Raw genomic sequence first — 25,825 nt, 5'->3', positions numbered from 1 at the left:
CTTTATTCGGCCCGGTTGCGGCCTTGCACAATCGGGGGCCGGCCCCCTAAATAAGCCGGACCTCTGGATCTTTGGATATGAACAGCATCGACACCGCCTCCTGGCTGACCGCCGGCGCCATCATCGCGCTCCTTGTCCTGTCCGGCTTTTTCTCCGGCAGCGAAACCGCCCTGACCGCCTCGTCGCGCTCCAAACTGCGGGCGCTGGCCGACAAGGGCTCGGCAGGGGCTGAAACCGCGCTGAAAATCACCGAAGACAGCGAGCGGCTGATCGGCTCGGTGCTGCTGGGGAACAACCTGGTCAACATTCTGTCGGCCTCGCTGGCCACAGCGCTGTTTACCAAGATTTTCGGCGATTCCGGCGTGGCGCTGGCCACGCTGGTGATGACCCTGATGGTGCTCATCTTCGCCGAGGTTCTGCCCAAGACCTATGCCATCACCAACCCTGAGACCGCCGCTTCGCTGGTCTCGGGCCCGATCAAGGTCATCGTGCTGCTGTTCTCGCCGATGGTCACGGCGGTGCGCTGGATCGTGCGCGCGATTCTGGCGCTGGTCGGCGTGCGCACCGATCCCGACAGCGCGGTGCTCAGCTATCACGAGGAAATCGCCGGCACGCTGGCGCTTGGCCACTCTGAAGGCACCGTCGACAAGGAAGACCGCGACCGCCTGCTGGGCGCGCTGGATCTGTCGTCGCGCACGGTGGAAGAGGTCATGCTGCACCGTTCGCAGCTGGAAACCGTCAACATCGACGCCTCGCCCGCCGAGATCATCGCGCAAAGCGTGAACTCGCCGCATTCCCGCCTGCCCGCCTGGCGCGACGAGCCCGAAAATATCGTCGGCGTCATCCACGTCCGCGATTTGATGCGCGAAGTGCATCGCGTCGTGTCCGAGGCCGGTGGCGATTTCTCGGCCGTCGCGCAGATCGACATCGCCTCGGTGGCGCGCGCGCCGTATTTCGTGCCCGATACCACGCCGCTGGACGAACAGATGCGCCAGTTCCTGCAACAGCGCCGTCATTTCGGGCTGGTGATCGACGAATACGGCGCGCTTCTGGGGCTGATCACGCTTGAGGATATTCTGGAAGAAATCGTCGGCGAGATCGTCGACGAGCACGACCTGCCCACCGAAGACCCGATCACCCGCCTTGAGTCGGGCGCGATCGAGATCGACGGCGGCATGACGATTCGCGACCTCAACCGCGCGATGGACTGGTCGCTGCCGGATGACGAGGCGAACACGGTGGCCGGTCTGGTCATGCACGAAGCGCAACTGATCCCCGAGGCGGGCCAGGTGTTCCAGTTCCACGGCTTCCGCTTCACCGTGGCCGAGCGTCAGGAAAACCGACTGACCAAACTGCGCATCCGCGCGATGTAAGGCGCTGCGTAAGGTGGGGTTAAACCCCACCCTACGGTGGGTGGGATTTCATCCCACCGCCTGCTGACCAAGCTGCGCATCCGGGTGATGTGACCGCGCAGCACGCAAGGGAAGTCCCGGTGCGCTCCCAACCTGCGGTTGACCAGACGCCCCGGGCCATGCAACTCTGAAGCCCCGCACCCGCCCGACGCCGGGCCACGGGGTTTTCTTTTGTCTCAAAGGCTTCTTATGCGCTTGATCTATGCTCTTGCCGCGGTCGCGGCTCTGTTTGTCACCCCGGTTCAGGCACTCGATTGTTCGGGGGGCCGCTATATCGCCGACGCCGAAGTCGCGCCGACCGCCGCGATGGGGCGGATCATGCGGGCGACGCAGTTCGCCTGGGACGGCGGGAGCCGCATCATGTTCGCCTGCAACCTGACCAACGGCGGAAGCCGCGATTTCGAGCAGTACTGGAACATCTACGCCCGTGAGTTCAGCGCCGAATTCGCCGGGCTTTGTCTGATGCTGACCGGGGTCGACGGACGCGCCTGGTATTCCTGCGCCACCGCCACCGCTGTCGAGCGCGCCCGCAACGCGACCCGGGGCTCGCGCGACTTCAGTCTGCGTTTCAGCGAGTGGCAGCCGGGGCTGCGCGCCAACGTCACCCGCTGACCGCGCCCCGCCGGGGACGCTGCCGCGCCGCTTACAACGGCTCGATATCCCCTTCCGCCCGCTGCGCGTGGAAATGGGCGACGAAGCCGTCCAGCGTCCCCGCCGCGATCGCGTCGCGCAGGCCCTGCATAAGATCCTGATAATACTGAAGGTTATGCCAGGTCAGCAGCATCGAGCCGATGATCTCGTCGGCCCGCACCACATGATGCAGATAGGCGCGCGAATAGCTGCGGCAGGCGGGGCAGCCGCAGCCCTCGTCCAGCGGGCGCGGGTCGTCGCGGTGCCTTGCATTGCGCAGATTGACCGCGCCGCGCGGCGTCCAGCCCTGCCCCGTGCGGCCCGAGCGTGAGGGCAGCACGCAGTCCATCATGTCCACACCGCGCTGCACCGCGCCGACGATATCGTCGGGCTTGCCCACCCCCATCAGATAGCGCGGGCGGTCCTGCGGCAGGTAGCCCGGCGCATAGTCGAGCACGCCGAACATCGCCTCTTGCCCCTCGCCCACGGCCAGCCCGCCGATGGCGTAGCCTTCGAACCCGATATCGACCAGCGCCTTGGCGCTTTCCTCGCGCAGCTCTTGCGTGACCCCGCCCTGCATGATGCCGAACAGCGCATGGCCGGGCCGGTCGCCGAACGCCTCACGCGAGCGCAGGGCCCAGCGCATCGACAGCTGCATCGACTCGGCCACCCGTTTGTCATCCGCGGGCAGCGCCGGGCATTCGTCGAAAGCCATGACGATATCCGAGCCCAGCAGCCGCTGGATTTCCATCGAGCGTTCGGGCGTCAGCATGTGTTTCGAGCCGTCGATATGGCTGGAGAACCGCACCCCTTCTTCCGTCAGCTTGCGCAGGCTGGCCAGCGACATCACCTGAAACCCGCCCGAATCGGTCAGAATCGGCCGGTCCCAGTTCATGAACCTGTGCAGCCCGCCCAGCGCCGCGATCCGTTCGGCCGTGGGGCGCAGCATCAGGTGATAGGTGTTGCCCAGCAGAATATCCGCCCCGGTCGCGCGCACCGAGTCCGGCATCATCGCCTTGACCGTCGCCGCCGTGCCGACCGGCATGAAGGCCGGGGTGCGGATGTCGCCCCGTGGGGTGTGGATCACGCCGGTCCGCGCCGCGCCATCGGTGGCGTTCAGGGTAAAGGAAAACCGCTCGCTCATGGGTGCCCTCTCTTTCAGCACTCGCTTTAGCGTGACAGCGCGCATCTTGCCAGTCCGGCCAAGTCACGGCACACTCGCCTTATGAGCGAGAATGTAACGAGTACCTGCACAAACGGCGTGTTGACCCTCACCTTGGGTGGCGGCAAGGCCCATCCCCTGTCCCGCGCGATGATCGCTGCGCTGCACGCCGCCATTTCGGCGGCGCAGCACGACCCTCAGGTCCGGGTGATCGTGATCGACGGCCCCGGTTCGATCTTCTGCGCCGGGCATGATCTGAAAGAGATCGCCCGGCACCGCGCGGATGCCGATCAGGGCCGGGCCTATCTGACCGATCTGTTCGAATCCTGCGCGGCCCTCATGCTGGAGATCACCAACAGCAGCCGTCCGGTGATCGCACAGGTCGAAGGGATCGCCACGGCCTCGGGGCTGCAACTGGTCGCCGCCTGCGATCTGGCCTTTGCCGCCGACACCGCGCGCTTCTGCCTGCCGGGGATCACGCGCGGCGGGTTCTGCACCACACCGGGCGTTGCCGTGGCACGCGCCGTGTCGCGCAAACACCTGATGGAGCTGCTGCTCTCGGGTGAGAACCGCGGCGCGATCTGGGCGCTCAACGCCGGGTTGGTGAACGAAGTGGTTGCCCCGGATGCGCTGGCTTCCCGCGTGACCGAGGTCTCTACGCAGCTGGCCGCGCGCATTTCACCGGTGTCGCAGGCCGGACTGGCAGCGACCAAGGCGCATCTGGACCTCTCGATCGCCGACGCCTATGCGCTGGCAACCCGCGAAATGATCGAGCATTTCATGGACGACAGGCTGCAGGCGCAGGATAAAACCTCGCGCTTTGCCGCAGGCTGACCGGCGCGAAAACCGGGCCCGGGTCACAAACTCCCGCGCACCCCTTTACGCATCCATGGCATAATCCTATATCTTCGGTCAGGAATTACAGGAACCGAGAGACGGATGGACGCGTCGCAGAACACCACCCCGGCCGAAGGCAGCCCGCTGATCGCGCCTTCCACCACGGACCACCCGCTTTATGAAGCGGTGGTTGACGCGTGCCGCACGGTCTTTGACCCGGAAATCCCGGTCAATATCTATGACCTTGGGCTGGTCTATACCGTCACCATCGACCCTGAGAGCAAGGTCAAGATCATCATGACCCTGACCGCTCCGGGTTGCCCGGTCGCTGGCGAAATGCCCGGCTGGGTGCAAGACGCGGTGGGCGCAGTGCCCGGCGTGCAAGACGTCGACATCGACATGACCTTTGATCCGCAATGGGGCATGGATATGATGTCGGATGAGGCCCGCCTCGAATTGGGATTCATGTAAAAACTATGTTCGGCATCCCCGGAAAATCCCCCGTCACCCTGACCCCCGCCGCCGAGCGCCACGTCGCCCGGCTGATGGCGTCGCAGGGCAAGATGGGCCTGCGTATCGGCGTCAAGAAAGGCGGCTGTGCGGGCATGGAATACACGATGGATTTCGCCGACGAGATCGCGGCGCATGAAGAGATCATCGAGCAGGGTTCAGCCCGCGTGCTGATCGCACCGATGGCGCAGATGTTCCTGTTCGGCACCGAGATCGACTATGAGGTCGGTCTGCTGGAAGCGGGCTTCAAGTTCCGCAACCCCAACGTGTCGGACGCCTGCGGCTGTGGCGAAAGCGTCAAGTTCGACGATGTCGAGACGCTGAAAGCCCGCATGGACGCGGCGAGCAAGGCCGCCGAGTAACACCCTTTGCGCGCGCCCGGGGGCCAGCCCCCGACAGCCGCGCCACGGGCGCGGCGTTCTCGGCTGAAACGCGCCACTGGCGCGTTTCCGAGACGCCGATCACCCCCCGGGATATTTGGGGAGCAAAGAGGCGCGGATTTAGGTCAAATTTTAGTGGTATTGCTATGTTCCGGGTGCCACGCCTTGCGCTGCACGCCCGGGCCGGTGGCGTAATCGCGAAAGCCCATGGCGTGATAATACGCCAGCGCTTGCGCGTTCCGGGTGCCGATCGAGGCATCCACACCCGGCAACCCTTCGCGCAGGATCGTTGCGCGCGTCCCCTCGAACAGCCCGCCGAACAGCCCGCGCCCGATCCCGCGCCGCGCGGCGTCCGGGGCGATGTGGGTGCCGATGATGCCCCACCCCGGCGTCACGCCATAGGGATTGCCGGCACTGGCCCGCTTGAGCGACTGAAAGCCCAGCACCGTGCCATCAGCGTCAACCGCCAGCAGGCAGGACAGACGCTCGGGATCTTCGATGTAATGGGACAGGACATGCTCGACCGTCGCCGGGCGGCTGCGCTGGCCGCTGGCGACCAGTGCCTGCAGCACGCGCGCCATCCCCGCCGCATCGGCGGAGATGGCGTGTCTGAGGGTAAACCCCGCGCTCATTCCTCGCCGGGAAGGATCCGCACGCCGCCCTTGGCCGCCGACGAGGCCAGCATCGCGTAAGCCTTGAGCGCCGTCGACACTTCACGCTTGCGCGGAGCCGCCGGTTTCCACGGCAGCGGCCCCTTGGCCTCGCGACGGGCGGCCAGAACCGCGTCATCCACCGCCAGATTGATCGAGCGGTTGGGGATGTCGATCTCGATCCGGTCGCCGGTTTCCACCAGCCCGATCAGCCCGCCCTCTTCCGCTTCGGGCGAGGCATGGCCGATGGACAGCCCTGACGTGCCGCCCGAGAAACGCCCGTCCGTCAGCAGCGCACAGGCTTTGCCCAGCCCCTTGGACTTGAGGTAGCTGGTCGGATACAGCATTTCCTGCATCCCCGGCCCGCCGCGCGGCCCCTCGTAGCGGATCACCACCACGTCGCCCTCGACCACCTTGCCGGTCAGGATCGCCGAGACCGCGTCGTCCTGCGATTCGTAAACCTTGGCGGTGCCGTTGAACTTCAGGATGGAATCATCCACGCCCGCCGTCTTCACGATGCAACCGTCCAGCGCGATGTTGCCAAACAGCACGGCCAACCCGCCATCCTTCGAGAAGGACTCCTCGACCGAGCGGATCACGCCCGATTTGCGGTCGGAATCCAGTTCCTTGTAGCGGTTGTCGGTGCTGAACGCCTGCGTCGTGCGCACACCACCGGGGGCAGCGCGGTAGAACTGGTCCACCTTGGGGTCGTTCGCCGTCTTGATGTCCCAGGTGGCGATCGCCTCAGCCATGGTCGCCGAATGCACGGTGGCCACATCGCCATGCAGCAGCCCGCCGCGGTGCATCTCGCCCAGGATACCCATGATGCCACCGGCGCGGTGGATGTCTTCCATGTGCACATTGGCGACCGAGGGCGCGACCTTGCACAGCACCGGCACCTTGCGGCTGAGCCGGTCGATGTCATCCATGGTGAAGTTGACCTTGCCCTCATAGGCAATGGCCAGAAGGTGCAGCACGGTGTTGGTCGACCCGCCCATGGCGATGTCGAGGCTCATCGCGTTCTCGAACGCCTCGAAGGTGGCAACCTCGCGCGGCAGAAGCCCGGCCTCGTTGCCCTCATAATGCCGCTTGGTGATGTCGACGATGCGGCGACCGGCCTCAAGGAAGATCTCCTTGCGGTCGGCATGCGTGGCCAGCATCGAGCCATTGCCCGGCAGTGCCAGACCCAGCGCCTCGGCCAGACAGTTCATCGAATTGGCGGTGAACATGCCCGAGCACGAGCCACAAGTCGGGCAGGCGTTCTTTTCGTATTCGTCCACTTCGGCGTCGGAATACTTGTCATCGGCCGCGGCGACCATCGCGTCGATCAGGTCAACCGACTTGACCAGATCGCCGATCTGCACCTTGCCGGCCTCCATCGGCCCGCCCGACACAAAGATCGTCGGGATGTTGAGGCGCATGGCGGCCATCATCATGCCCGGCGTGATCTTGTCGCAGTTCGAGATACAGACCATCGCATCGGCGCAATGGGCGTTGACCATGTATTCGACGCTGTCGGCGATCAGCTCGCGCGAGGGCAGCGAATAGAGCATGCCGTCATGGCCCATGGCGATGCCGTCATCGACCGCAATGGTGTTGAACTCTTTGGCGACGCCACCGGCGGCCTCAATCTCGCGGGCGACCATCTGGCCCAGATCCTTGAGGTGCACGTGACCGGGCACGAACTGGGTAAAGCTGTTGACCACGGCGATGATCGGCTTGCCGAAATCGCTGTCGGTCATGCCCGTGGCGCGCCAGAGCCCGCGGGCCCCGGCCATGTTGCGCCCGTGGGTGGATCGCCGGGAACGGTAATGCGGCATGCTGTGGTCCTCATGGCTGTGTCCGGCGCTAAATAGCGCAGATCGGGCGGCTTGGACAAGGAAGGTTGCCACCTGATCCCTCAGAAATCGTGCGTCACCGGGGCGGGATCAAGGGTTAGGGGGGATGCGCGCTTGGCCCCGGGGGGTGCATCGGGTTAACTATGGGCCAGAATAGGGAGACACAGATGAGCCTTCGCAAACTCGCCGCCGGGAACTGGAAGATGAACGGGCGCATGCCCCAACTGGCCGAAGCCATGGCACTGGCGGGTGCCCACCCGTCACCCACGGTCGATGTCTTGCTGTGCCCGCCGGCCACCTTGCTGGCCCCGATGGCGCAGGCGATGCTGGGCAGTGCCGTCGCGGTCGGCGGGCAGGATTGCCACGCAGCGGTCAAGGGCGCGCATACCGGCGATATCTCGGCCGAAATGCTGGTCGATGCCGGTGCGTCCTATGTGATCCTCGGCCATTCCGAGCGCCGCGCGGACCATGGCGAGACCTCGGCCATGGTCGCCGCCAAGGTGCAGGCGGCCTGGGCCGCCGGGCTGATCGCGGTGGTCTGTGTCGGGGAAACCGAAACTCAGCGCGATGCAGGCGAGACGCTGGCAGTGATCGGCGCACAACTGGCCGGATCGCTACCTGAAGGCGCCAGCGCGCAGAACACCGTCGTCGCCTACGAGCCGGTCTGGGCCATTGGCACCGGCCGCACGCCGACACCCGAGCAGATCGCCGAAGTGCACGCCTTCCTGCGCGACAAGGCCCCGGACGCCGGGATCCGGCTGCTGTATGGCGGCTCGGTCAACCCCGGCAACGCCGCAACGATCTTTGCGCTGGCCAATGTTGAGGGCGCGCTGGTTGGCGGCGCTTCGCTGAAAGCAGAAGACTTCGGCCAGATCATCGCCGCCTTGCAAGAGGCCTGAAAAAAGGGGGCCTTCAGCCCCCCTCTTCGGCTAAAGCCGAATTCACCCCCGAGGATATTTGCAGAGCAAAGAAAGCGCGGTTAACCCTTCGTTAACGCCCTTCTTTGCTCCCTAAATATCCCGGGGGGCGGGCCGGAACGGCCCGGTGGGGGGCAGCGCCCCCGCGCGGCGCGAGGGCCCTCGATGGGCCCGAGCGCCGCACCCGCCTGCCCGGGTGCTCAAAGCGGGCCGCCACGCAAAAGGGCTGCCCGCGCGGGCAGCCCTTTCTCTTCCCGATCGCCGCTGCCTCAGGCGGCGAAAAGCGTTTTCGCTTCGGCGCCGGTCAGCACCGGGCGGGCAGCCGTGAAGCTGTCGCGGCCCGCTTGCGTCGCCAGTTCCGGGAACAGCCCGAGCAGTTCGGCGCGGGTTTCGCTTTCCAGCGCGTTGATCACCGCTTCGGCGGGCTGGAAGCTTTCGGTCCAGCTGCCCTCGGCGCGGATGATCTGGTGCGCCTCGCACATCACGTGGATGTAGCTGACCGCGCCCTCGGTGACCTGCTCGACCCCCGGCAGACCCAGCAGGTCGGCGGCGGCGACCAGCACTTCACGCTCGCCGAACATCAGCTCGGCGCGGGCGCCGGTGACCAGCATCCGGTGGCGCGGCGAGACGGTGAGGTCACGCTCGGGCAGATCACGGCCCAGCGCGCCTGCCTTGATGCGGATCGGCGCGGCGCTCGGGCAGGATGCCAGCTCGGCTTGCGTCAGGTCGCGGCGCCCGGTCCAGGTGAGGTCCTGGTAGCCATGGTCGCGGGTCAGGACCTTGTCGCCAATCACCAGGTCCTCGACCGCGACGCGGCCCCGCGTGGTGTCGATCAGGGTGCCGGGCGTGAAGCAGATGATCTCTTCGAAGCTCTCGAAATCCATGCGCGAGCCATCGGGGAAATCGACATAGCCGGTCTTCGACGTGGTGCCGTCACCGTTGTCGATCTCGCTGGTGACCGTCACCACCGGCGCGGGATCGCCCGGCGCGGGGTCCGGCAGGACCAGCGTGTCAAAACCCGACCCGCCATGGACAAAGCCGGTGGTCGAGGTGATCACCTCGACGTTGTCGTCGCCCGAGCCGAGGAACAGCCGCTCGATTTCCGAGAAGTCAGCGATGTTCGTGCCGTTGTCCATCGTCCCTTGTTCGTCGGCGGTATAGACGACCGAGGTATCCTGGGTCATCGGCGTGGCGTCGATCTTGTCGCCCAGCGTCTCGCCGGTTTCGCCCCCGATGATCTGGTGATTGCCGAAATCGTCGAAGACGTGGAAGAAATCGTCACCCGATCCGCCATAGGCGGTGTCATTGCCGGTCCCCATGACCAGCGTGTCGCTGCCATAGCCCACTTCGGGCGGATCCGACGGCTCCAGACCGCCGGTATCGCCGTCGACATTGTCGCCGAACATCAGGTTGTCGCCGTCGCCGCCGTCCAGCAGGTCATTGCCCGTGCCGCCGATCAGCTTGTCGTCACCCTCATTGCCATTGAGCGTATCATCGCCCGCATCGCCCCAGATCGTGTCATTGTCCAGACCGCCATTCAGGAGGTCGTTGCCGTCGCCGCCAAAGAGCGAATCGGCACCGGCACCTCCGTTGATCGTGTCGTCGCCAAGGCCGCCATAGACCGTGTCGTCACCGCCATGGGCATTCACCAGCGAGCCGGTGTTGGTGAAGTCATCGCCTTGCAGATCGACGTAGCCGACATTCATCACTTCGCCGGTGTCGAGCCCGTCAACCGCCCCGTCCGGCGCTGCGGTAAGATCGAAGGGCGCGTTCGGATCCACATCAAACGAGACCGACAGCGAGCTCAGAATCGGCAGGCCATCGGGCGCGTGCAGATAGATCTGGCCACCGACTTCGAAGATCATCACCGTCCGCGGGTCGATTTCCAGCCCGACCACAGAGATCGTCGCCACGGTCCCCGTGCCAAGGTATGTCATCGGCAGATCCGCACCGCCGTCAACCGACACCGTGGTCGTCCCGCTCTCGTCCGCCGTCAGCTGACCGTTGTTGTCACTGAACTCGGCATCCACACCGCCGCCGACCGCGTTCAGCACGCTCGCGCCCAGAAGGTTTCCTGCGTAAAGATCCAGCAGGCTGCCCGAATAGGCATACACACTGCCGGAGACGTTCGACACTACGCTCATGGTCTCATCCCTTGTACAAACGGGGTGACTGTACCCCTCTTCCCGTTACGCCGGGCCCTGCTCACCTGACGCGAAACAAGGGCTTTGGTGTTGCATTTATCATGCGAAACTATGCGGAAGTTCGGCCCGAAACTGGGCATTTATGGGGCAGGCAGAAACAGTCTTTGCACGTTAGAAGGTCTCCAGCGCCGCCCGGCAATGGCGCTGCATGAAGTCGATGAAACGCTGGATCTTGGGATCTTGCAGCTTTCGGTGCGGATACAGACAGCCAAATACCGCCGGCAGCGGCGGCGTCTGTTCGAGCACCGGCACCAGCGCCCCGCTGTCCAGATGGCGCGCGACTTCGAACAGCGGTTTCATCACGATGCCCCGCCCGTCCAGCGCCCAGTTCAAGAGCACATCGCCCTCGTCGGCGTCATAGCGCCCGCTGACTTCCAGCTTTTGCGGACCCTGCGGCGTCTCGAGCACCCAGAAATACTCGGGCGAGCGCGGATAGCGCAGCAAGAGGCAGTTGTGCCCCTGATCCAGCAGATCCTGCGGCACCAGCGGCGTGCCCTGCCGTGCCAGATACTCGGGCGCGGCGCAGAGCAGGCGCGGGCAATCGGCGATCTTGCGCAGGGTCAGGGCCGAGTTTTGCGGCGTGCCCAGCACAAAGGCCAGATCGAGCTCGTCCTCGAACAGATCGACCCGCCGGTCCGACAGGCGCAGGCGCACGTCAACCTCGGGGAACAGGTCGCAAAAGCGCGGCACCAGCGGCGCGATCACCCGCCGCCCGACCCCCAGCGGGGCGGTGACGCGGATGGTGCCGCGCGGCCGCCCCTCGAACCCGGCAAGCGAGGCTTCGGCGTCGTTGAGCGCAGAGACCACGCTGCGGGCATGTTCATAAAACAGCCGACCCGCCTCGGTCGGGACCAGTTTGCGCGTTGTGCGGTTCAGCAGGCGCGTGCCCAGCCGCGTCTCAAGTTCCTTGATCCGCTTTGACGCCACCGCCGGGGTCAGCCGCAGATCCCGCCCGCCCGAGGTGATCGAGCCCAGCTCAACCACCCGCACAAAGACCTGAATGCTTTCGAGATAGGGCATTTATCCGCTCCCACGCGGGCAAATGCGCCCGTTTCGTTGACAATCTCTGCGGATCGCTGCCTGATTTTCAACGCTGCAAGCAGACAGTCAAACGCTTTCGCCCGCTTGCCATGCCAAATTACCCGCCTATTGTTCTGCGCTGATCCAAGGAGCCGGACCATGACAGAACGCGTGTTGCGCGGGCGGGTGCTGACTTTCCGCCGCCGCCCTGAGGGTGTCGGCGATCATTCGGCCTATGAGTGGTATGAGGATGGCGCGGTCCATATCCGCGACGGGCTGATCGTGGCGACCGGCGATTTCGCCGTGGTCGCCCCGGCGGGCGTGCCTGTGACGGACCACCGCCCGCATCTGATCACCGCCGGGTTCATCGACGCGCATCTGCATTTCCCGCAGGGCCAGATCGTTGCCTCGTGGGGGGCGCAGCTGCTCGACTGGCTCAACACCTACACCTTCCCGGCCGAGACCCGCTTTGCCGATCCCGCCCATGCCAACCGGATGGCCGGGCTGTTTTACGACCTGCTTCTGCGCAACGGGACCACCACCGCCTCGGCCTTCTGCTCGGTGCATCCGGCCTCGGTCGTGGCCTATTTCGGTGAGGCCGAGAAACGCGGCATGCGCATGCTGGGCGGCAAGGTGCTGATGGACCGCAACGCGCCCGAGGCGCTGCAGGATACGCCGCAAACCGGCTATGACGACAGCAAGGCGCTGATTGCGCGCTGGCACGGCAAGGGTCGCGCGCTCTACGCCATCTCGCCGCGCTTCGCGATCACCTCGACCCCCGCGCAGATGGAAGCCGCACAGGCGCTGATCGCCGAGCATCCCGAGTGCCATGTGCAGACCCATCTGAGTGAAAACCGCGACGAGATCGCCTTCGCCTGTTCGCTTTACCCGCAGGCGGACGGCTATCTGGATATCTACGCCCGCTATGGCATGCTCGGTCCCAAGGCGCTGCTCGGCCACGCCATCCATCTCAGCGACCGCGAACGCGACGTGATCGCCGAAACCGGCTCGCACGCGGTGCATTGCCCGACGTCGAACCTGTTCCTCGGCTCAGGCCTGTTCGATGAGGCGGCGCTGGCGGCCAAGGGGGCGACCAGCGGGATTGCCACGGATATTGGCGCCGGGATGAGCTGGTCGATGCTCAGGACCGGCGGCGCGGCCTATGCGATTGCGCAGTTGCAGGGACGCAGTCTGGACCCACTCAGCGGTTTCTGGTGGATCACCCGCGGGAATGCCGATGTGCTGGGGCTGACGGACAGGATCGGTACGCTCGAGGCCGGGACCGAGGCGGATCTCGTGGTGCTCGACAGCCGCGCGACGCCCGAACAGGCGCTCAGGATGGAGGCGGCGCAGGATCTCAAGGACGAGCTGTTCTCGCTGCTGATCCTTGGCGACGACCGCAGCGTGGTGGAAACCTATGTCGCCGGAACCCCGTCGCGCCCGCGTTGACAGAGTTCTTATTCGACACGCGGAGTCAGGACTGACAGGCTGGGCGCAACCTTACAGAAGACAGGATCGTCCCATGCGTCTCTCTCGATTTGCCCGCACCCCCTTGATAGTCGCCGCCTTTCTCATCCCGCTCCCGGCACTGGCGCAGATGGAACCGGGGTTCTGGGCCTATCCCGACCAACCCGGTCTGGACACCGCCGCCTTGGCAGCCTCGTGCGAAACCGGCTTCTCACTGGTCTACGCGGACGGCTCGGCCCAGAGCTTTCTGCTGGTCGAGGCACAGGAAACCACGGCCCTGTGGCTCGATTCCGAACGCACCTGCGAGACCAACGCTGACGACAGTATGACCTGCACCGGCTGGGTCGATAACGGCGACGGGCCGGTCGAGTTCCAGCAGGTTACCCGCTTCCTTCTCGAAGGCGAGGCCCTGCGGGCGGAAACGCTGACCGAAGGTGCGGCCAACGACCCGGTCGTCTCCTATCCGCAACCCTGCCCTGCTGACGCGATCCGCGCCGCCTTCAGACAGGGGATGTTCCCTCGGGAGTGAGGGGGCTGGCAGGACGGAAGTCTTGACTGAAGGTTAATATTTTCAGCAAGCCTTTGAAATTATTGGCGAGGAAAGCATGTCCCATCGTGGGACAGGTTTGATCAGGGCGATGCTTCCCCTTGCTTTCCCCGCCGCTGCCGTTCAGCCTGCCGCGCAAACAGGAGAGCCGCCATGACCATTCCCCACCGCATTCAGGACTTTGCCGAAGACCTCACCGCCATCCGCCGCGACCTGCACGAACACCCCGAGCTGGGCTTTCAGGAGGTCCGAACCTCGGGCATCGTCGCCGCAGAATTGACGCGGCTGGGCATCGAGGTGACGACGGGGCTGGGCAAGACCGGCGTGGTCGGTGTGCTCAAGGGCAACCGCCCCGGCAAGACCATCGGGCTACGGGCCGACATGGACGCGCTGCCGATTGACGAGCAGACCAACCTGCCGTGGTCGTCGAAAACCCCCGGCGTCATGCATGCCTGCGGCCATGACGCGCATACCACCATGCTCTTGGGCGCCGCGCGCTATCTGGCCGAGGACCGCGATTTCGCCGGAACGGCGGTGTTCATCTTCCAGCCGGCCGAAGAAGGCCTCGGCGGTGCGCGCGCGATGATCGCGGACGGGCTGTTCACGCAATTTCCTTGCGACGAGATTTACGGGTTGCACAACTCGCCCTTCCACCAACCCGGCGAGATCGGCGTGAAACCGGGTCAGGCGATGGCGGGGGCGAATTTCTTTGACATCACGGTCACCGGCAAGGGCGCGCATGCGGCGATGCCCGAGGCCGCGGTCGACCCGGTGGTCATCGCCGCCGACCTGGTCGGGCAAATGCAGAGCATCAAGGCGCGCAACGTGCCCTCGGGTGAGCGAATCGTGGTGTCGATCACCCAGATCCACGCAGGTAGCGCCTATAACGTGATCCCCGGCGAAGCCACGCTGGCCGGCACCGTGCGCTATTTCAACCGCGAAACGGCGGCGCTGGTCACCGAGCGGATGCAGGCGCTGTGCGACGGGGCGGCGGTCGCCTATGGCTGCACGGTCACGCTGGACATGCGCAACGTGTTCGACGTGCTGGAAAACGATCCGACGCTGTCGCAGGCGATGCTGGGGGTGGCGGCCGGGCTGGTCGGCGATCTGGCGATGGAGAAGACCGAGCTGGTCATGGGGTCTGAAGATTTCGCTGACATGCTGCAGGTCGTGCCGGGCGCTTATTGCACGGTCGGCCATGGCAGCGGCGTGCCGTTGCACAACGCGGGCTATGTGTTTGACGATGCGTCCTTGCCGCTGGGGGCGGCGATGCTGGCGCGGATGATGGAAGCGCGCGGCGCTGCGTGAGCAGGTGGCGGGCGGCAGGGGCATCGAGCCCCTGCCGCCCGCGCCGGGGGCGCTGCCCCCGCCGGGGCCTTGCGGCCCCGCCCCCGGGATATTTTTCGAGCAAAGAGGGGCGCAGGCTTAACCCATGCGCGACCACAGGCGCGGGGCCATGGGGCCGACGCGTTCTTCGATGGCGGTCATCGCCTCGACGATCAGATCCTCGCGCCAGCGGCGGCCGACGATCTGCACGCCGATTGGCTGCGTGCCGCTGTCGAGCGCGGCAAGGCGGGCAGGAACATTGCCGGCGGGCAGGCCGATAAAGTTCATCGAGGTGGACCAGATCGCCGAGCCAAGAACCTCTTGCACGCCCTCAGGCCCCTGTGCGTCCCGCCCCGGTGCGAAGAAGGGTTGCGGCAGGAAAGGGGTCAGGACCAGCGGGTAATCGTGCAGCAGCAGCGACCACTGCCGGGCGAAATGGGTGCGTTTGGCGCTGGTGCGCAGGTAGTCTTCGGGTTCGTAGGGTTGGAAGGTGGCGAAATACTCGGCGAAGATGCCTTTGACGGTGTCCGAGCCCAGCCGCTGGATGTCGCCCGCCATCATCGCCTGCGTTTCGGTCATCAGCGCGCGGATCGCGCAGTCGGCGAGATCCCGCAGCGCAGGGGGCGTGATGTCTTCGACGACATAGCCCGCATCCGTGAGCGCCTCGCGGGCGTCGGTGAGGGCGGCGGCGACTTCGGGGTGCAGCGGGAAGTCCAGGGTTTCGGTGGTGAAGCCGACCTTGACCGGGCCGTCCTGCGCAGCACCTTTCCACGGCAGCGGCACATGGAACGGATCGCGCGGATCGGGGCGGATCATCGCGGGCATGGCCAGCGCCAGATCGCGGGCCGAGCGGGTGATCAGCCCCTGCACCGACATCGCCTGCGCCAGCATGCCGCGCTCGGCCGGTTGCGAGGGGTTCCAGGCGGGGACGCGGCCCAGGCCCGGCTTGACCGTCACCGCGCCATTGGCCGAGGCCGGGTAGCGCAGCGATCCGGCGATGTCATTGCCATGCGCCAGAGCACCGATCCCGGCGGCAACGGCAGACCCTGCCCCGCCCGACGAGCCGCCAGCGCTGAGATGCGGGCCCCACGGGTTGTGGGTGCGGCCATGCAGCGGGTTGTCGGTATCGACGCGGAAGGAGAACTCGGGCGTGTTGGTGCGGCCGATGATGATGGCCCCCGCGTCGAGCAGGTTTTTCACCAAAGGCGCGTCTTCACCCGCGCTGTGATCCTTGAGGGCGAGCAGGCCGTTCGAGGAGGCCTGCCCCTTTTGGTCGACGTTGATCTTGATGGTGATCGGCACGCCGTGGAGGGAGCCTTTGGGCGTGTCGGAGGCATCAAGCGTGCGGGCACGGGCGAGCGCGGCCTCGGAAAGATCGACGACAACGGCATTGAGGCCCGGGTTCACGGCGTGCATCCGGTCGATGGCGGCCTGCGTGGCCTCAACGGCGCTGACATCACCGGCGCGGGTGAGGGCCGAGAGTTCGGTGGCGCTGAGTTGCCAGAGGGGGGTGTCGGTCATCGGCGGCTCCGGGGTTGGGAGCGCGCAGAGTAGAGGCGCGGGCGGGGCGGGTGCAATGGGAGTGTGGCTGAGGTGGCGGAAAACGGTCTGGCTTTGGGGCCTTGGCGAGCGGGTGGCGAGCGGCAGGGGCATCGAGCCCCTGCCGCGCGCCTCGGGGGCGCTGCCCCCCGGGATATTTTCAGAGCAAAGAGAGTTAGCTGTCGAGCTTGAGCAGGTGATCGAGCGAAAGGCGGCCGGGACCGTAGGCGAGGACGGCCAGCAAGCTGGCGGCCCAGGTGCCGTGGAGAACCCAGGCCTCGGGGAAGACGAAGATTTCGATGACGGCGGTCATGACGAGAAGGCCAGCGGCAGAGAAGCGGCTGGCGAGGCCGAGGATGATCAGCACCGACAGGCTGTGTTCCCCAATGGTGGCCATCACCGCGGCCCAGTTGGCGGGGATCAGCGGGATATTGTAGATGTTTTCAAACAGATAATAGGTCTGGTCCTTGATCATGAACCCGTCGACCTTGGTGCGGGCCGATTGCCAGAAGACGATACCGACGAAGAGCCGCGCGGCAAGCTGCACGAGGTCTTTGGGCATCAGACGCCCGGCCAGCGCGTTGAGCGCGCGGATGCGGGGGCGCAGGCCGGTGGCGGGTGCGGCGCCGGGGGCGGACAGGGTGGTCTCGGTCATGGAATCTCTCCGATCTGGGCGATCAGCTGGTGGCGGATGAGCAGGGCCAGCAGCGGGGTTGGGTCGGTGATGGCGGCGCTGGCGAAGGGCTGGCCGCGCAGCAGGTGGGTGAGGATGGTGTGCTGGTCTTTGCCCAGCGGCTCGACGGTGACGGCGAAGCCGGGGGTGCGGGCGATGAGGGCGTATTGCGGGCCCTTGGGCAGGGGTACGGGCCGGGCGCCGGGCTGGTTAAGGTGCCAGAGGCTGACGGCGGGGTGCTGTGCGTCGAAGGCGCGGACCGAGGGGGCGAGGGTCAGCAGGAGCCGCGCAGGATCAACGGTGGCCAGTGCTGCGGGATCGGCACTGGGGGCGTCGGCGGCGTGATAGGCTTGGCCGCGCAGCCCTTCCAGACGGGCGACATCGGGCAGGTAGGGCAGCGATTGCGCCGGGGGGAAGGTGGCGAGGAAGGCGGGGAAGGTATCGCCCCAGTCGAGCAGGACGGGGGTTTGCGGCGGGTGCTGCGCGGCGAAGACGCGCGCCATGGCGGCGAAGAAGTCAGGCCCGACGAGGCGCTCAATGACCGGGAAGCGGGCGGCGAGGGCACGGCTGAGGCCGTGCTGGACGTTGTTGCGGTAGACGGCGAAGCGGCGGTCAAGAGCCTGCGCTTCACCCAGCCCTGCGGGGGTCTGGGGTGACCAGAGGGCGGCGTGCAGCCGGGCCTGCGTGGTGGCGTGGTCAGGCGGCGTGTGCATGGCAGGCCTCGCTCAGCAGGGTCTCGGCGCGGGCGGCCTCGGCCAGCAGGGTATCGAAACCGGGCACATCGTTGTCCCATTCCACAAGGCTGGGCAGCGGGCCGGTGCGGGCCAGCACCTCGGCGTAGAGCGTCCAGACCGGGTCGGCCACCGGGCGCGAATGGCTGTCGATCAGCAAGGGGCCATCGGGCAGCGCTTCGGCCTCGTGGCCGGCCAGATGGATCTCGCCGACCTGCTCCAGCGGGAAATCGGCGAGATAGGCGCGCGGGTCGGTGCGGTGGTTGGTGGCCGAGACGAAGACGTTGTTCACATCGAGCAACAACCCGCAGCCGCTGCGGCGGGCGATCTCGCGCAGGAAGTCGGCCTCGGGCCAGGTGCTGGCGGCGAAGGTCACATAGGTGGCCGGGTTTTCGAGCAGCAAGCGGCGGCCCAGCGCGGTCTGCGCCTGATCGATATGGGCGCAGATCGTGGTTAAGGTTTCATCCGTGTAGGGCAGTGGCAGCAGATCGTTGAGCCAGTCCGCGCCATGCGAGGACCACGCCAGATGTTCGGAAAAACTTTCGGGCTGGTGGCGGTCCAGCAGACGGCGCAGGCGTTTGAGGTGATCAGGGTCAAGCGGCCCTGCCCCGCCAATCGACAGACCGACCCCGTGGATGGAGAGCGCGTGATCGGCATGCAACCGTTCAAGCATGGCATGCGGAGCACCGCCCGCGCCCATGTAATTCTCGGCGTGAACCTCGAAGAACAGCGCAGGTGCGGCCTGCATCGCCTGCGCGAAATGCTCGGGCTTGAAGCTGAGACCGGGTGCGGCGGGAAGGCGGAAATCGGGGGAGGCGAACATGGCATCGGTCCTGCGGTCAAACGTCAGGAGAGCGGCCGCCCCGGCACCGGGCCAGGGCGGCCAGCGGGGTTACATCATCGTCGGCATGTAGGTGTCGGCGATGTCCGAGGCCAGCGACGGCGGCAGATCGCGGTTGATGCCCGGACCGTAGCCACCGGCTTCCAGCTGCTCGGCCGTCGCACCCATGCGGGCGTGGCCCATACCGTCGGCCGGGATTTCCATCGTTGCGCAGGTGCCGGCAGGAACCAGGGTCCAGGCGTTGCCCTGATAGTCGATGGTCGACGTGCCCGCGCAGCTGGTGCCGGGACCGGCGGCGCAGTCATTCGCGCCGGCCATCGACACGCCATAGCAACGCTCTTGCGCCATGTCGTCGGCAGCGGCCATGCCGGTCGCAGCCAGCGAAAGGGCGGCGGCGATCGAAGCGGCAAGGATCGGGGTGTGTTTGGTCATGAGGTAGCTCCCTGAAAAGGCCCCGCATTCGTTGCGGGCCTGCCGTTCAGGACGCAGACGCCCGGCGATCCGTTACAGCGATCACGCAGCCGTGACATTGCCGCGTTTTTCGTCGAAATTACGCAGGGGCGGTGTAACAACACCCCGGTCCGACCCGTAAGGAGAGTACGTGAACACGACCCAAGACCCGAGCTGGGAGCATCTGATGCGCGCCGCCAATCGCGGCGATCAGCGCGCCTATGGGCGGCTCTTGATCGCGATCACGCCGGTTGTGCGCGGCATTGTCCGGGCTCGCGGCGGGACGCTGGGCACGGAGAGCGGGGAAGATATCGTGCAGGAGGTTTTGCTGACCATCCACCTGAAGCGGCAGACCTGGCACGAGGACGCGCCGTTGCGCCCGTGGCTCTATGCGGTCACGCGGCACAAGGTAATCGACGCGTTCCGCGCGCGCGGCAAGCGGATCGAGATCCCGGTGGACGAGATCGCCGAGGTTCTGCCCGCGCCCGCTGGCCCCGATCCGTTCGAGGCACAGGACATGGAACGGGTGATCGACCAGCTCGACCCGCGCGCGGCGCAGATCGTGCGCGCGATCGGCATAGACGGAGACAGCGCCGCAGAAACCGGCGCGCGGCTGGGCATGACCGAGGGGGCGGTTCGTGTGGCCTTGCACCGGGCGCTCAAAAGCGTCGCCCGGTTGCGCGAAAGGATGATTGAATGAAGACCGAAGAGCTCATCGCGGCGCTCGCCGCCGACACCACGCCCGGCCCGGCCCCCGCCCGGCGGATGGCGCGTGCCCTGCCGCCCGCGCTGCTGGTGTCCGGGCTGGCGCTGGTGACGCTGTGGCACACGCGGCCCGATCTGGCGCAGGTTCTGGCGTCGCCCACCGTGTACAAGACGCTGGTGCCTGCGGTGCTGGCGCTGGCGGCGCTGTGGCTGGCGCAGGGGCTCAGCCGCCCGGACGCCCGCGTGACCGCTCAGCGCGCGCTGATGGGGGTGCTGCTGGCAGGGCTTGCGGCGTTGCTGGTCTATGCGCTGGCTACGACGCCGATGGCCGAGGTTGCCGAGATCCTCGACACGCGTGATTTCAGCAATTGCCTGATTTCGGTGCCCGTTTTGGCTGCTTTGCCTCTGGCGGGCGCGCTCTGGGCCCTGCGGGCCGGGGCGCCCCGCAGCCCGGGCTGGGCGGGCGCGGCGGCAGGGCTGGTGGCAGGTGGCAGCGCCGCTGCGATCTATTCGCTGCATTGCCCGCATGACCCGCTGATGTATTTCTTCCCGGCCTATGGCAGTGCCATGGCGATTGTCACGGCGGCGGGCGCGGTGATCGGGCGGCGACTGCTGCGGTGGTAAGCGGGGGTGGGGTTAAACCCCACCCTACAGCGCGCCCGTAGGGTGGGGTTCAACCCCACCCTTTACCACGCCTCGCCTCACTCCGGCAGCGGGATATACTCGTCCGTATCCCCCGGCGGCAGATGGAACGGGCCATCCGCCCAATCCCCGCGCCGCCAGGCCTCTTTCGCCTCTTCGATCCGCTCCTTCGACGAGCTGACAAAGTTCCACCAGATGTAGCGCGGCCCATTCAGCGTGTCGCCGCCCAGCAGCATCAGCCGCGCTCCGCGCGACCCCGCTTGCAGGGTGATCGCGTCACCGGGGCGGAAGACGACCATCTTGCCGGTCTCGAACTCCTGCCCGGCGATGATCACCGACCCGTCGAGCACGTGCAGCCCGCGATCCTCATGCCCGTCGGGCATCGGCATGCGGGCACCGGCTTCCAGCACCGCATCAACGTAGAACAGATCGCCGAAGGTGCTGACCGGGGCTTTCTCGCCCCAGGCCGTGCCCAGAATCAACCGGGCGCGCAGGCCTTCGGCTTCCAGAAACGGTAGCGCACCGGCGCCGTGATGCTCGAACGCCGGGGCCATTTCTTCCTTGTTTTCCGGCAGCGCCAGCCATGTCTGCACGCCGAACAGCTCATGCTTGGCCTGACGTACCGTCGCATCGGTGCGCTCGGAATGGGTGATACCGCGACCGGCGATCATCCAGTTCACCTCGCCGGGGACGATCTTCTGATCGGTGCCAAGGCTGTCCTTGTGGATGAAGTGACCATTCAGCAGATAGGTCACCGTGCCCAGCCCGATATGCGGGTGCGGGCGCACGTCGATGCCGCTGCCGGTGATGAACTCGGCCGGGCCCATCTGGTCGAAGAACACGAACGGCCCGACCATGCGGCGGGCGGCGGCGGGCAGCGCGCGGCGGACCTCAAAGCCCCCCAGATCGCGGGCGCGGGGGACGATCACGGTCTCGATCGAGGCGGGATCGGTGGTCAGGGGGCCGGGATTGAAGGCGGGATTCCAGCTCATGTCAGGCTCCTATGGCGATGGTTATGCCTAACATGGAGAGCGACATCTGTCAGGAAAAGCCCCGCACAGCGCCTGCACAGAGCCTGTGCGCCTCAGCGCGGATCGCCCTCTCGGCGAAAGAGCCCATGCGCTTGCGGCGGCGGCAAGATTGCGCCCCGGCGGCGCACAACCGGCACGGCAATCGGTGCCTGCGGGTGGGGCGGCAACCCGTGGAACCGGCTCCAGAACATCCGCCCGCCGCGCAACCGCCAGGTTCGCGCGCTCAAGCCGACGCCCGCAACGAACCCGCCGATATGCGCCCAGAACGCCACGCCGCCATCGGCGGGCGTCGCCAGCCCGCCCCAGACCTGCAGCGCGAACCAAAGGCCAAGCAGCAGCCACGCCGGCACGGCAAAGGTGCGCAGACCAATGACGTAATAGGCCACCACATCGACGCGGGCGCGCGGGAACATCAGCAGATAGCCCCCCATCACCCCCGCCACCGCGCCCGAGGCACCGGCGACCGGCACCAGACTGAGCGGCGCGGCAATGTATTGCAGGGCAAAGGCGATCAACCCGCACAGCAGGTAGAAGGCAAGGAAACGGACCGGTCCGAATTCGGCCTCAAGATTATCGCCGAAGATGCGCAGGAACAGCATGTTGAGGCCCAGATGGAACCAGCCGCCATGCACGAACATCGCCACCAGCGGCGTCGCCAACCCCTCGCCCGCGCTCAGGCGGGCGGGGATCATCGCCCAGTGGCGGTAGAGTTCCAGAACGGAAGTGTCCGTGCCCAACGGGTAATACGCCATGAACACCACAATGTTCACGGCGATCAGCCCCCAGGTCACATAGGGCACCTGTCCCGACGGGTTTCGGTCACGGATTGGCAACATGCCCATGGGGATGGGCGATCATGACCCGCCCGTCAAGCACCTGCTGCCTCAACAAGCAGTTGCGCGTTTCCGCCCGAAGCCGTGGTGTCGATGCACAGATGCCGTTCGGTCAGGGCATGGGCCGCATCCGGCTGCGTGGTGATCAGTGGCAGGATCGGGCCTTTGCGGCGCGACAATGCCTGCGCGCAGGCCCGCGCGGTGCCGCAATCGCCCCACCAGATCACCCCTGAAAGCCCCTGAGCGGTCTCCAGCCAGTCCGGCGGCACCGTCCCGCCCGCCATCACTGCCACCCCGCCAAGCGCGCGGATCGCAGCGGCCTGCTGCGCCTCGGCCTGCGGTCCCGGCCCCATGCACAGCACCGGCGGCCTTGCATGCAGGCTCAGGCGATTCGATCTCGCCGGTCGGGCCGGGCATGTCGCGCGTGGTCAGCGGCTCTTGCGGGACCGCCACAGCCAAATCGCGGGCGAGCTTGACGAGATCCGCCACTGCCCCCGTCGCTGCCGCTTCGGGCGCCGCCACCGGCTGCGCCAGCCGCGCGACATACTCGGGCCCGCCTGCCTTGGGTCCGGTGCCCGAAAGCCCCTCGCCGCCGAAAGGCTGGCTGCCAACGACCGCGCCGATCTGGTTGCGGTTCACATAAAGGTTGCCGACGCGCATCGCCTCGACCACCTCTTGCACGCGGTTGTCGATGCGGGTGTGCAGCCCGAAGGTCAGCCCGAATCCCCGCGCGTTCACCGCATCCAGAACCTTGCGCAGATCACGCCCCTTGAAGCGCGCGACATGCAGAACCGGGCCGAAAATCTCGCGCGGGATGTCGTCGATGCCTGTCACCTCGATCACCACGGGCGCGATGAAAGGCCCCGCACCCGGCGCGCGCAACTCGTGCAGCACGCGCCCTTCCTTGCGCGCGGCGCTGACATAGGCGCGGATTTCGCGTGCCGCCTCGGCGTCGATCACCGGGCCGACATCGGTGGTCAGATTCCACGGATCGCCCAGGGTGAGCGCCTCCATCGCCCCGCCCAGCATGTCGAGCAGATGCGGCGCCACGTCCTGCTGCACATAGAGGCAGCGCAGGGCCGAGCAGCGCTGCCCCGCCGACTGGAACGCACTGGCGACGACATCGCGCACCGCCTGCTCGGGCAGGGCCGTCGAGTCCACGATCATCGCATTCAGCCCGCCGGTTTCCGCGATCAGAGGCGCGCCGGGGGCAAGGTTTGCCGCCATCGCCCGCCGGATCGCCTGCGCGGTATCGGTCGAGCCGGTGAAGACCACGCCATCGACGCGCGGGTTTGAGGTCAGCGCGGCCCCGACCACAGCGCCCTCGCCGGGCAGCAGTTGCAGCGCCGTGCGCGGCACGCCGGCCTCATGCAGCAGGGCCACGGCAGCGGCGGCAACCAGTGGCGTCTGTTCGGCAGGCTTGGCCAGCACTGCGTTGCCCGCCGCCAGCGCCCCGGCGATCTGGCCGGTGAAGATCGCCAGCGGGAAGTTCCACGGCGAGATGCAGGTGATCCGCCCGCGCGGGGCCATGTCGAGGGTGATCCGGGCGGCGTAATAGCGCAGGAAATCGACCGCCTCGCGCAGTTCTCCCACGCAATCGGCCTGCGTCTTGCCCGCCTCGCGCGCCAGAACGGCGAACAAGGGGCCGAAATCGCGCTCATAGAGGTCAGCGGCCCGGTTCAGGATTGTCGCTCGCTGGGCCGGCGAAGCGTCCCACACCTGCGCGGCCCCCAGCGCCGTTTCCACATCCGCCGCCGTTGCCTGCACCACGTGGCCCACGACCTCACCGGGCCGCGCCGGGTTGCCGACGCTCAGCGTGTCCCCGCCCTGAACCGGCCCCGCCAGCAGCGGCCTCGCGTCGAACACCTGCGCCGCAAACGGCGCGCGCGCGGCCTCGATTGCCGCCAGATCCCCGGCATCGGTCAGATCCCAGCCCGTTGAGTTCACCCGTTCCGGCGCAAACAGCCCCGGCCCGGTGGTCAACGTCACGGGGCGATGCACCGCCAGCGGATCGGCGACCACCGCCTCGGGCGAGACGCTCTCATCGACGATCTTGTGCACGAACGAGCTGTTCGCGCCGTTCTCCAGCAGCCTGCGCACCAGATAGGCCAACAGATCGCGGTGCGCGCCGACCGGCGCATAGATGCGGCAGCGCGTGCCCTCGGCGGCCAGCACAAGGTCATGCAGACGCTCGCCCATCCCGTGCAGGCGCTGGAATTCATAGGCGTCGCGGCCCTGCACCTGCGCCATCTCCAGCACCGTGGCGACGGTCTGCGCGTTATGCGTGGCGAATTGCGGATACAGCCGGTCGGTCATACCCAACAGCTTGCGCGCATTGGCGGCATAGGAAATATCGGTCGCGGTCTTGGCGGTGAACACCGGGAAACCGGGCAGGCCCAGCACCTGCGCGCGCTTGATCTCGCTGTCCCAATACGCACCCTTGACCAGCCGCACCATCAGGCGACGATCCAGACGCCCCGCCTCGGCATAAAGCCAGTCGATCATCGCGCCCGCACGCGGACCGTAAGCCTGCACGACCACGCCGAACCCGTCCCAGCCCTCGAGCGCCGGATCGGCCAGCACCGCGCCGATCACATCGCGCGACAGGACCAGCCGGTCCTGCTCTTCGGCGTCGATGTTGAAACCCATGCCCCGCCGCGCCGCCATCCGCGCCAGCGTGATGACCCGCGGCACCAGCTCGCGCATGACCCGCTCGCGCTGCGCTTCCTCGTAGCGCGGATGCAGGGCGCTCAGCTTGACCGAGATGCCGGGGTTGACCTTGATGTCCTGCCCCTTGCAGCCCTTGCCAATCGCCTCGATGGCCGCCGCATAGGCGCGCTGATAGCGCAGTGCATCGGCTTCGGTGCGCGCGGCCTCGCCCAGCATGTCGTAGGAATAGGCGTAGCCACGCGCCTCCATCGCCGAGGCGCGGTTCATCGCGGCACTGATCGTCTCGCCCAGGACGAACTGCCGCCCCATCTCCTTCATGGCGCGCGACACGGCGGTGCGGATCACCGGCTCGCCCAGACGCTTGACCGCGCCGCGCAGCTGACCGGCGATGCCCGGCTCTGCCTCGTCCAGCACCCGGCCGGTCAGCATCAGGGCCCAGGTCGAGGCGTTCACCAAAGACGAGGCCGAATGCCCCAGATGCTTGCCCCAGTCCGACGGCGCGATCTTGTCTTCGATCAGCGCATCCATCGTGCCCGCATCCGGCACGCGCAGCAGCGCCTCGGCCAGACACATCAGCGCGATGCCCTCGTCGGTGGACAGACCGTATTCGGCCAGGAAGACCTCCATCAAGCCGGGCTTTGCCCCACTGCGGATGGCGCGCACCAGATCGACGGCGCGGGTGGTGATGCGCGCGCGGGCGGCCGGGTCGAGCGCCGAAGCCTCGGCCAAAGCGGCGGTGAGGGCGGCTTCGTCTTGTGGGAGGGGGGACAACAGGGGATCAGTCGGCATGGCAGCACCCGGAATTTTCGA

General features: G+C 66.8%; 23 protein-coding genes and 1 pseudogene. 11 read left to right on the top strand and 13 right to left on the bottom strand.

Annotated features, from left to right (window positions below; translation table 11 throughout):
• The first annotated feature begins 77 nt into the window (after positions 1 to 77).
• Complete coding sequence (locus OKW52_RS07890; protein ID WP_181954479.1) at positions 78 to 1,373, top strand: HlyC/CorC family transporter; 1,296 nt, start codon at positions 78 to 80, stop codon at positions 1,371 to 1,373.
• Positions 1,374 to 1,601: 228 nt separating this feature from the next.
• The gene (locus OKW52_RS07885) at positions 1,602 to 2,024 is read left to right on the top strand and encodes a hypothetical protein (protein ID WP_264505212.1); all 423 of its coding nucleotides are present in this window, start codon (positions 1,602 to 1,604) and stop codon (positions 2,022 to 2,024) included.
• A gap of 31 nt (positions 2,025 to 2,055) precedes the next feature.
• Here the strand turns inward: OKW52_RS07885 and tgt are convergent, their stop codons facing one another.
• Entirely contained in the window at positions 2,056 to 3,186 is a 1,131-nt protein-coding gene (gene tgt, locus OKW52_RS07880) for a tRNA guanosine(34) transglycosylase Tgt (RefSeq protein ID WP_264505211.1), read from the bottom strand.
• 117 nt (positions 3,187 to 3,303) lie between these two features.
• Between tgt and OKW52_RS07875 the strand changes: the two genes are divergently transcribed.
• The 3 genes from OKW52_RS07875 to OKW52_RS07865 all read left to right on the top strand — a co-directional run bounded on the left by OKW52_RS07875 (position 3,304) and on the right by OKW52_RS07865 (position 4,913).
• A complete protein-coding gene (locus OKW52_RS07875; RefSeq protein WP_264505210.1) occupies positions 3,304 to 4,038 on the top strand; it encodes an enoyl-CoA hydratase-related protein in 735 nt (244 codons plus the stop codon).
• Positions 4,039 to 4,143: 105 nt separating this feature from the next.
• Complete coding sequence (locus tag OKW52_RS07870; RefSeq protein WP_127104757.1) at positions 4,144 to 4,512, top strand: SUF system Fe-S cluster assembly protein; 369 nt, start codon at positions 4,144 to 4,146, stop codon at positions 4,510 to 4,512.
• 5 nt (positions 4,513 to 4,517) lie between these two features.
• Positions 4,518 to 4,913 (top strand): HesB/IscA family protein, encoded by a 396-nt coding sequence (locus OKW52_RS07865; RefSeq protein WP_264417231.1) that lies wholly within the window; start codon positions 4,518 to 4,520, stop codon positions 4,911 to 4,913.
• 143 nt (positions 4,914 to 5,056) lie between these two features.
• On the opposite strand, the gene OKW52_RS07860 is transcribed toward OKW52_RS07865, so the two are convergent.
• Together OKW52_RS07860 and ilvD are read right to left on the bottom strand one after the other, a co-directional pair.
• Positions 5,057 to 5,563: a GNAT family N-acetyltransferase gene (locus OKW52_RS07860; protein ID WP_264505209.1), complete on the bottom strand. Its 507-nt coding sequence runs from the start codon at positions 5,561 to 5,563 to the stop codon at positions 5,057 to 5,059.
• Positions 5,560 to 7,401: a dihydroxy-acid dehydratase gene (gene ilvD, locus OKW52_RS07855; protein ID WP_264505208.1), complete on the bottom strand. Its 1,842-nt coding sequence runs from the start codon at positions 7,399 to 7,401 to the stop codon at positions 5,560 to 5,562. The genes OKW52_RS07860 and ilvD overlap by 4 nt, the downstream gene beginning before the upstream one ends.
• A gap of 185 nt (positions 7,402 to 7,586) precedes the next feature.
• Between ilvD and tpiA the strand changes: the two genes are divergently transcribed.
• A complete protein-coding gene (gene tpiA / locus OKW52_RS07850; protein WP_264417229.1) occupies positions 7,587 to 8,318 on the top strand; it encodes a triose-phosphate isomerase in 732 nt (243 codons plus the stop codon).
• 287 nt (positions 8,319 to 8,605) lie between these two features.
• Here the strand turns inward: tpiA and OKW52_RS07845 are convergent, their stop codons facing one another.
• Both OKW52_RS07845 and OKW52_RS07840 read right to left on the bottom strand, forming a co-directional pair.
• Entirely contained in the window at positions 8,606 to 10,480 is a 1,875-nt protein-coding gene (locus OKW52_RS07845) for a Hint domain-containing protein (RefSeq protein WP_264505207.1), read from the bottom strand.
• Between the two features lie 171 nt (positions 10,481 to 10,651).
• Positions 10,652 to 11,560 (bottom strand): LysR family transcriptional regulator, encoded by a 909-nt coding sequence (locus tag OKW52_RS07840; RefSeq protein WP_264417224.1) that lies wholly within the window; start codon positions 11,558 to 11,560, stop codon positions 10,652 to 10,654.
• Between the two features lie 159 nt (positions 11,561 to 11,719).
• Here OKW52_RS07840 and guaD point away from each other — a divergent pair, with 159 nt between their 5' ends.
• The 3 genes from guaD (at position 11,720) to OKW52_RS07825 (ending at position 14,882) form a co-directional block, all read left to right on the top strand.
• Positions 11,720 to 13,009 carry a guanine deaminase gene (gene guaD, locus OKW52_RS07835; RefSeq protein WP_264505206.1) on the top strand — a complete coding sequence of 430 codons (1,290 nt, stop codon included), beginning with the start codon at positions 11,720 to 11,722 and terminating at the stop codon, positions 13,007 to 13,009.
• A gap of 73 nt (positions 13,010 to 13,082) precedes the next feature.
• On the top strand, positions 13,083 to 13,556 hold the full coding sequence (locus OKW52_RS07830; protein WP_264417221.1) for a hypothetical protein: 474 nt from the start codon (positions 13,083 to 13,085) through the stop codon (positions 13,554 to 13,556).
• Positions 13,557 to 13,727: 171 nt separating this feature from the next.
• Positions 13,728 to 14,882, top strand: coding sequence for a M20 aminoacylase family protein (locus tag OKW52_RS07825; protein WP_264505205.1), 1,155 nt, complete (start codon positions 13,728 to 13,730; stop codon positions 14,880 to 14,882).
• A 117-nt stretch (positions 14,883 to 14,999) separates the two neighbouring features.
• Here OKW52_RS07825 and OKW52_RS07820 read toward each other — a convergent pair whose 3' ends face one another.
• From OKW52_RS07820 to OKW52_RS23270, 5 genes are all read right to left on the bottom strand, one after another.
• A complete protein-coding gene (locus tag OKW52_RS07820; protein WP_264417217.1) occupies positions 15,000 to 16,421 on the bottom strand; it encodes an amidase family protein in 1,422 nt (473 codons plus the stop codon).
• A 193-nt stretch (positions 16,422 to 16,614) separates the two neighbouring features.
• Positions 16,615 to 17,094, bottom strand: a complete 480-nt coding sequence (locus OKW52_RS07815) for a DoxX family protein (RefSeq protein WP_264505204.1) — start codon at positions 17,092 to 17,094, stop codon at positions 16,615 to 16,617.
• On the bottom strand, positions 17,091 to 17,825 hold the full coding sequence (locus tag OKW52_RS07810) for an HvfC/BufC N-terminal domain-containing protein (protein ID WP_264417215.1): 735 nt from the start codon (positions 17,823 to 17,825) through the stop codon (positions 17,091 to 17,093). The genes OKW52_RS07815 and OKW52_RS07810 overlap by 4 nt, the downstream gene beginning before the upstream one ends.
• The gene (bufB, locus tag OKW52_RS07805) at positions 17,809 to 18,666 is read right to left on the bottom strand and encodes an MNIO family bufferin maturase (protein ID WP_264417214.1); all 858 of its coding nucleotides are present in this window, start codon (positions 18,664 to 18,666) and stop codon (positions 17,809 to 17,811) included. The genes OKW52_RS07810 and bufB overlap by 17 nt, the downstream gene beginning before the upstream one ends.
• A gap of 69 nt (positions 18,667 to 18,735) precedes the next feature.
• Entirely contained in the window at positions 18,736 to 19,116 is a 381-nt protein-coding gene (locus tag OKW52_RS23270; RefSeq protein ID WP_406622200.1) for a BufA1 family periplasmic bufferin-type metallophore, read from the bottom strand.
• A gap of 169 nt (positions 19,117 to 19,285) precedes the next feature.
• On the opposite strand from OKW52_RS23270, the gene OKW52_RS07795 reads away from it, so the two are divergent.
• Both OKW52_RS07795 and OKW52_RS07790 read left to right on the top strand, forming a co-directional pair.
• Positions 19,286 to 19,834, top strand: a complete 549-nt coding sequence (locus OKW52_RS07795; protein ID WP_264417213.1) for a sigma-70 family RNA polymerase sigma factor — start codon at positions 19,286 to 19,288, stop codon at positions 19,832 to 19,834.
• Positions 19,831 to 20,463 (top strand): DUF1109 domain-containing protein, encoded by a 633-nt coding sequence (locus OKW52_RS07790; protein WP_264417212.1) that lies wholly within the window; start codon positions 19,831 to 19,833, stop codon positions 20,461 to 20,463. The genes OKW52_RS07795 and OKW52_RS07790 overlap by 4 nt, the downstream gene beginning before the upstream one ends.
• Before the next feature lie 77 nt (positions 20,464 to 20,540).
• Here OKW52_RS07790 and OKW52_RS07785 read toward each other — a convergent pair whose 3' ends face one another.
• The 3 genes and pseudogenes from OKW52_RS07785 to putA form a co-directional block, all read right to left on the bottom strand.
• A complete protein-coding gene (locus OKW52_RS07785; RefSeq protein ID WP_264417210.1) occupies positions 20,541 to 21,473 on the bottom strand; it encodes a pirin family protein in 933 nt (310 codons plus the stop codon).
• 92 nt (positions 21,474 to 21,565) lie between these two features.
• Positions 21,566 to 22,354 (bottom strand): rhomboid family intramembrane serine protease, encoded by a 789-nt coding sequence (locus OKW52_RS07780; protein ID WP_319800458.1) that lies wholly within the window; start codon positions 22,352 to 22,354, stop codon positions 21,566 to 21,568.
• A gap of 26 nt (positions 22,355 to 22,380) precedes the next feature.
• Positions 22,381 to 25,804 (bottom strand): annotated as a pseudogene (gene putA / locus OKW52_RS07775) (bifunctional proline dehydrogenase/L-glutamate gamma-semialdehyde dehydrogenase PutA).
• Between the last annotated feature and the right edge of the window lie 21 nt (positions 25,805 to 25,825).

It is taken from the genome of Pararhodobacter zhoushanensis, from assembly GCF_025949695.1.
Classification (GTDB): Bacteria; Pseudomonadota; Alphaproteobacteria; order Rhodobacterales; family Rhodobacteraceae; genus Pararhodobacter; species Pararhodobacter zhoushanensis_A.
Note: the sequence above shows the minus strand (reverse complement) of the source record. Positions and strands in the feature narration are given on the sequence as shown.

Excerpts from the sequence above, each read along its gene's own strand:
- bufB (WP_264417214.1), bottom strand. The coding sequence starts at position 18,666 with ATGTTCGCCTCCCCCGATTTCCGCCTTCCCGCCGCACCCGGTCTCAGC.
- OKW52_RS07815 (WP_264505204.1), bottom strand. The coding sequence starts at position 17,094 with ATGACCGAGACCACCCTGTCCGCCCCCGGCGCCGCACCCGCCACCGGC.
- OKW52_RS07810 (WP_264417215.1), bottom strand. The coding sequence starts at position 17,825 with ATGCACACGCCGCCTGACCACGCCACCACGCAGGCCCGGCTGCACGCC.
- OKW52_RS07860 (WP_264505209.1), bottom strand. The coding sequence starts at position 5,563 with ATGAGCGCGGGGTTTACCCTCAGACACGCCATCTCCGCCGATGCGGCG.
- OKW52_RS07845 (WP_264505207.1), bottom strand. The coding sequence starts at position 10,480 with ATGAGCGTAGTGTCGAACGTCTCCGGCAGTGTGTATGCCTATTCGGGC.
- tgt (WP_264505211.1), bottom strand. The coding sequence starts at position 3,186 with ATGAGCGAGCGGTTTTCCTTTACCCTGAACGCCACCGATGGCGCGGCG.
- OKW52_RS07785 (WP_264417210.1), bottom strand. The coding sequence starts at position 21,473 with ATGAGCTGGAATCCCGCCTTCAATCCCGGCCCCCTGACCACCGATCCC.
- guaD (WP_264505206.1), top strand. The coding sequence starts at position 11,720 with ATGACAGAACGCGTGTTGCGCGGGCGGGTGCTGACTTTCCGCCGCCGC.
- OKW52_RS07825 (WP_264505205.1), top strand. The coding sequence starts at position 13,728 with ATGACCATTCCCCACCGCATTCAGGACTTTGCCGAAGACCTCACCGCC.
- OKW52_RS07865 (WP_264417231.1), top strand. The coding sequence starts at position 4,518 with ATGTTCGGCATCCCCGGAAAATCCCCCGTCACCCTGACCCCCGCCGCC.
- OKW52_RS07885 (WP_264505212.1), top strand. The coding sequence starts at position 1,602 with ATGCGCTTGATCTATGCTCTTGCCGCGGTCGCGGCTCTGTTTGTCACC.
- ilvD (WP_264505208.1), bottom strand. The coding sequence starts at position 7,401 with ATGCCGCATTACCGTTCCCGGCGATCCACCCACGGGCGCAACATGGCC.
- OKW52_RS07780 (WP_319800458.1), bottom strand. The coding sequence starts at position 22,354 with ATGGGCATGTTGCCAATCCGTGACCGAAACCCGTCGGGACAGGTGCCC.
- OKW52_RS07840 (WP_264417224.1), bottom strand. The coding sequence starts at position 11,560 with ATGCCCTATCTCGAAAGCATTCAGGTCTTTGTGCGGGTGGTTGAGCTG.
- OKW52_RS07820 (WP_264417217.1), bottom strand. The coding sequence starts at position 16,421 with ATGACCGACACCCCCCTCTGGCAACTCAGCGCCACCGAACTCTCGGCC.
- OKW52_RS07830 (WP_264417221.1), top strand. The coding sequence starts at position 13,083 with ATGCGTCTCTCTCGATTTGCCCGCACCCCCTTGATAGTCGCCGCCTTT.
- OKW52_RS07890 (WP_181954479.1), top strand. The coding sequence starts at position 78 with ATGAACAGCATCGACACCGCCTCCTGGCTGACCGCCGGCGCCATCATC.
- OKW52_RS07790 (WP_264417212.1), top strand. The coding sequence starts at position 19,831 with ATGAAGACCGAAGAGCTCATCGCGGCGCTCGCCGCCGACACCACGCCC.
- OKW52_RS07870 (WP_127104757.1), top strand. The coding sequence starts at position 4,144 with ATGGACGCGTCGCAGAACACCACCCCGGCCGAAGGCAGCCCGCTGATC.
- OKW52_RS23270 (WP_406622200.1), bottom strand. The coding sequence starts at position 19,116 with ATGACCAAACACACCCCGATCCTTGCCGCTTCGATCGCCGCCGCCCTT.
- tpiA (WP_264417229.1), top strand. The coding sequence starts at position 7,587 with ATGAGCCTTCGCAAACTCGCCGCCGGGAACTGGAAGATGAACGGGCGC.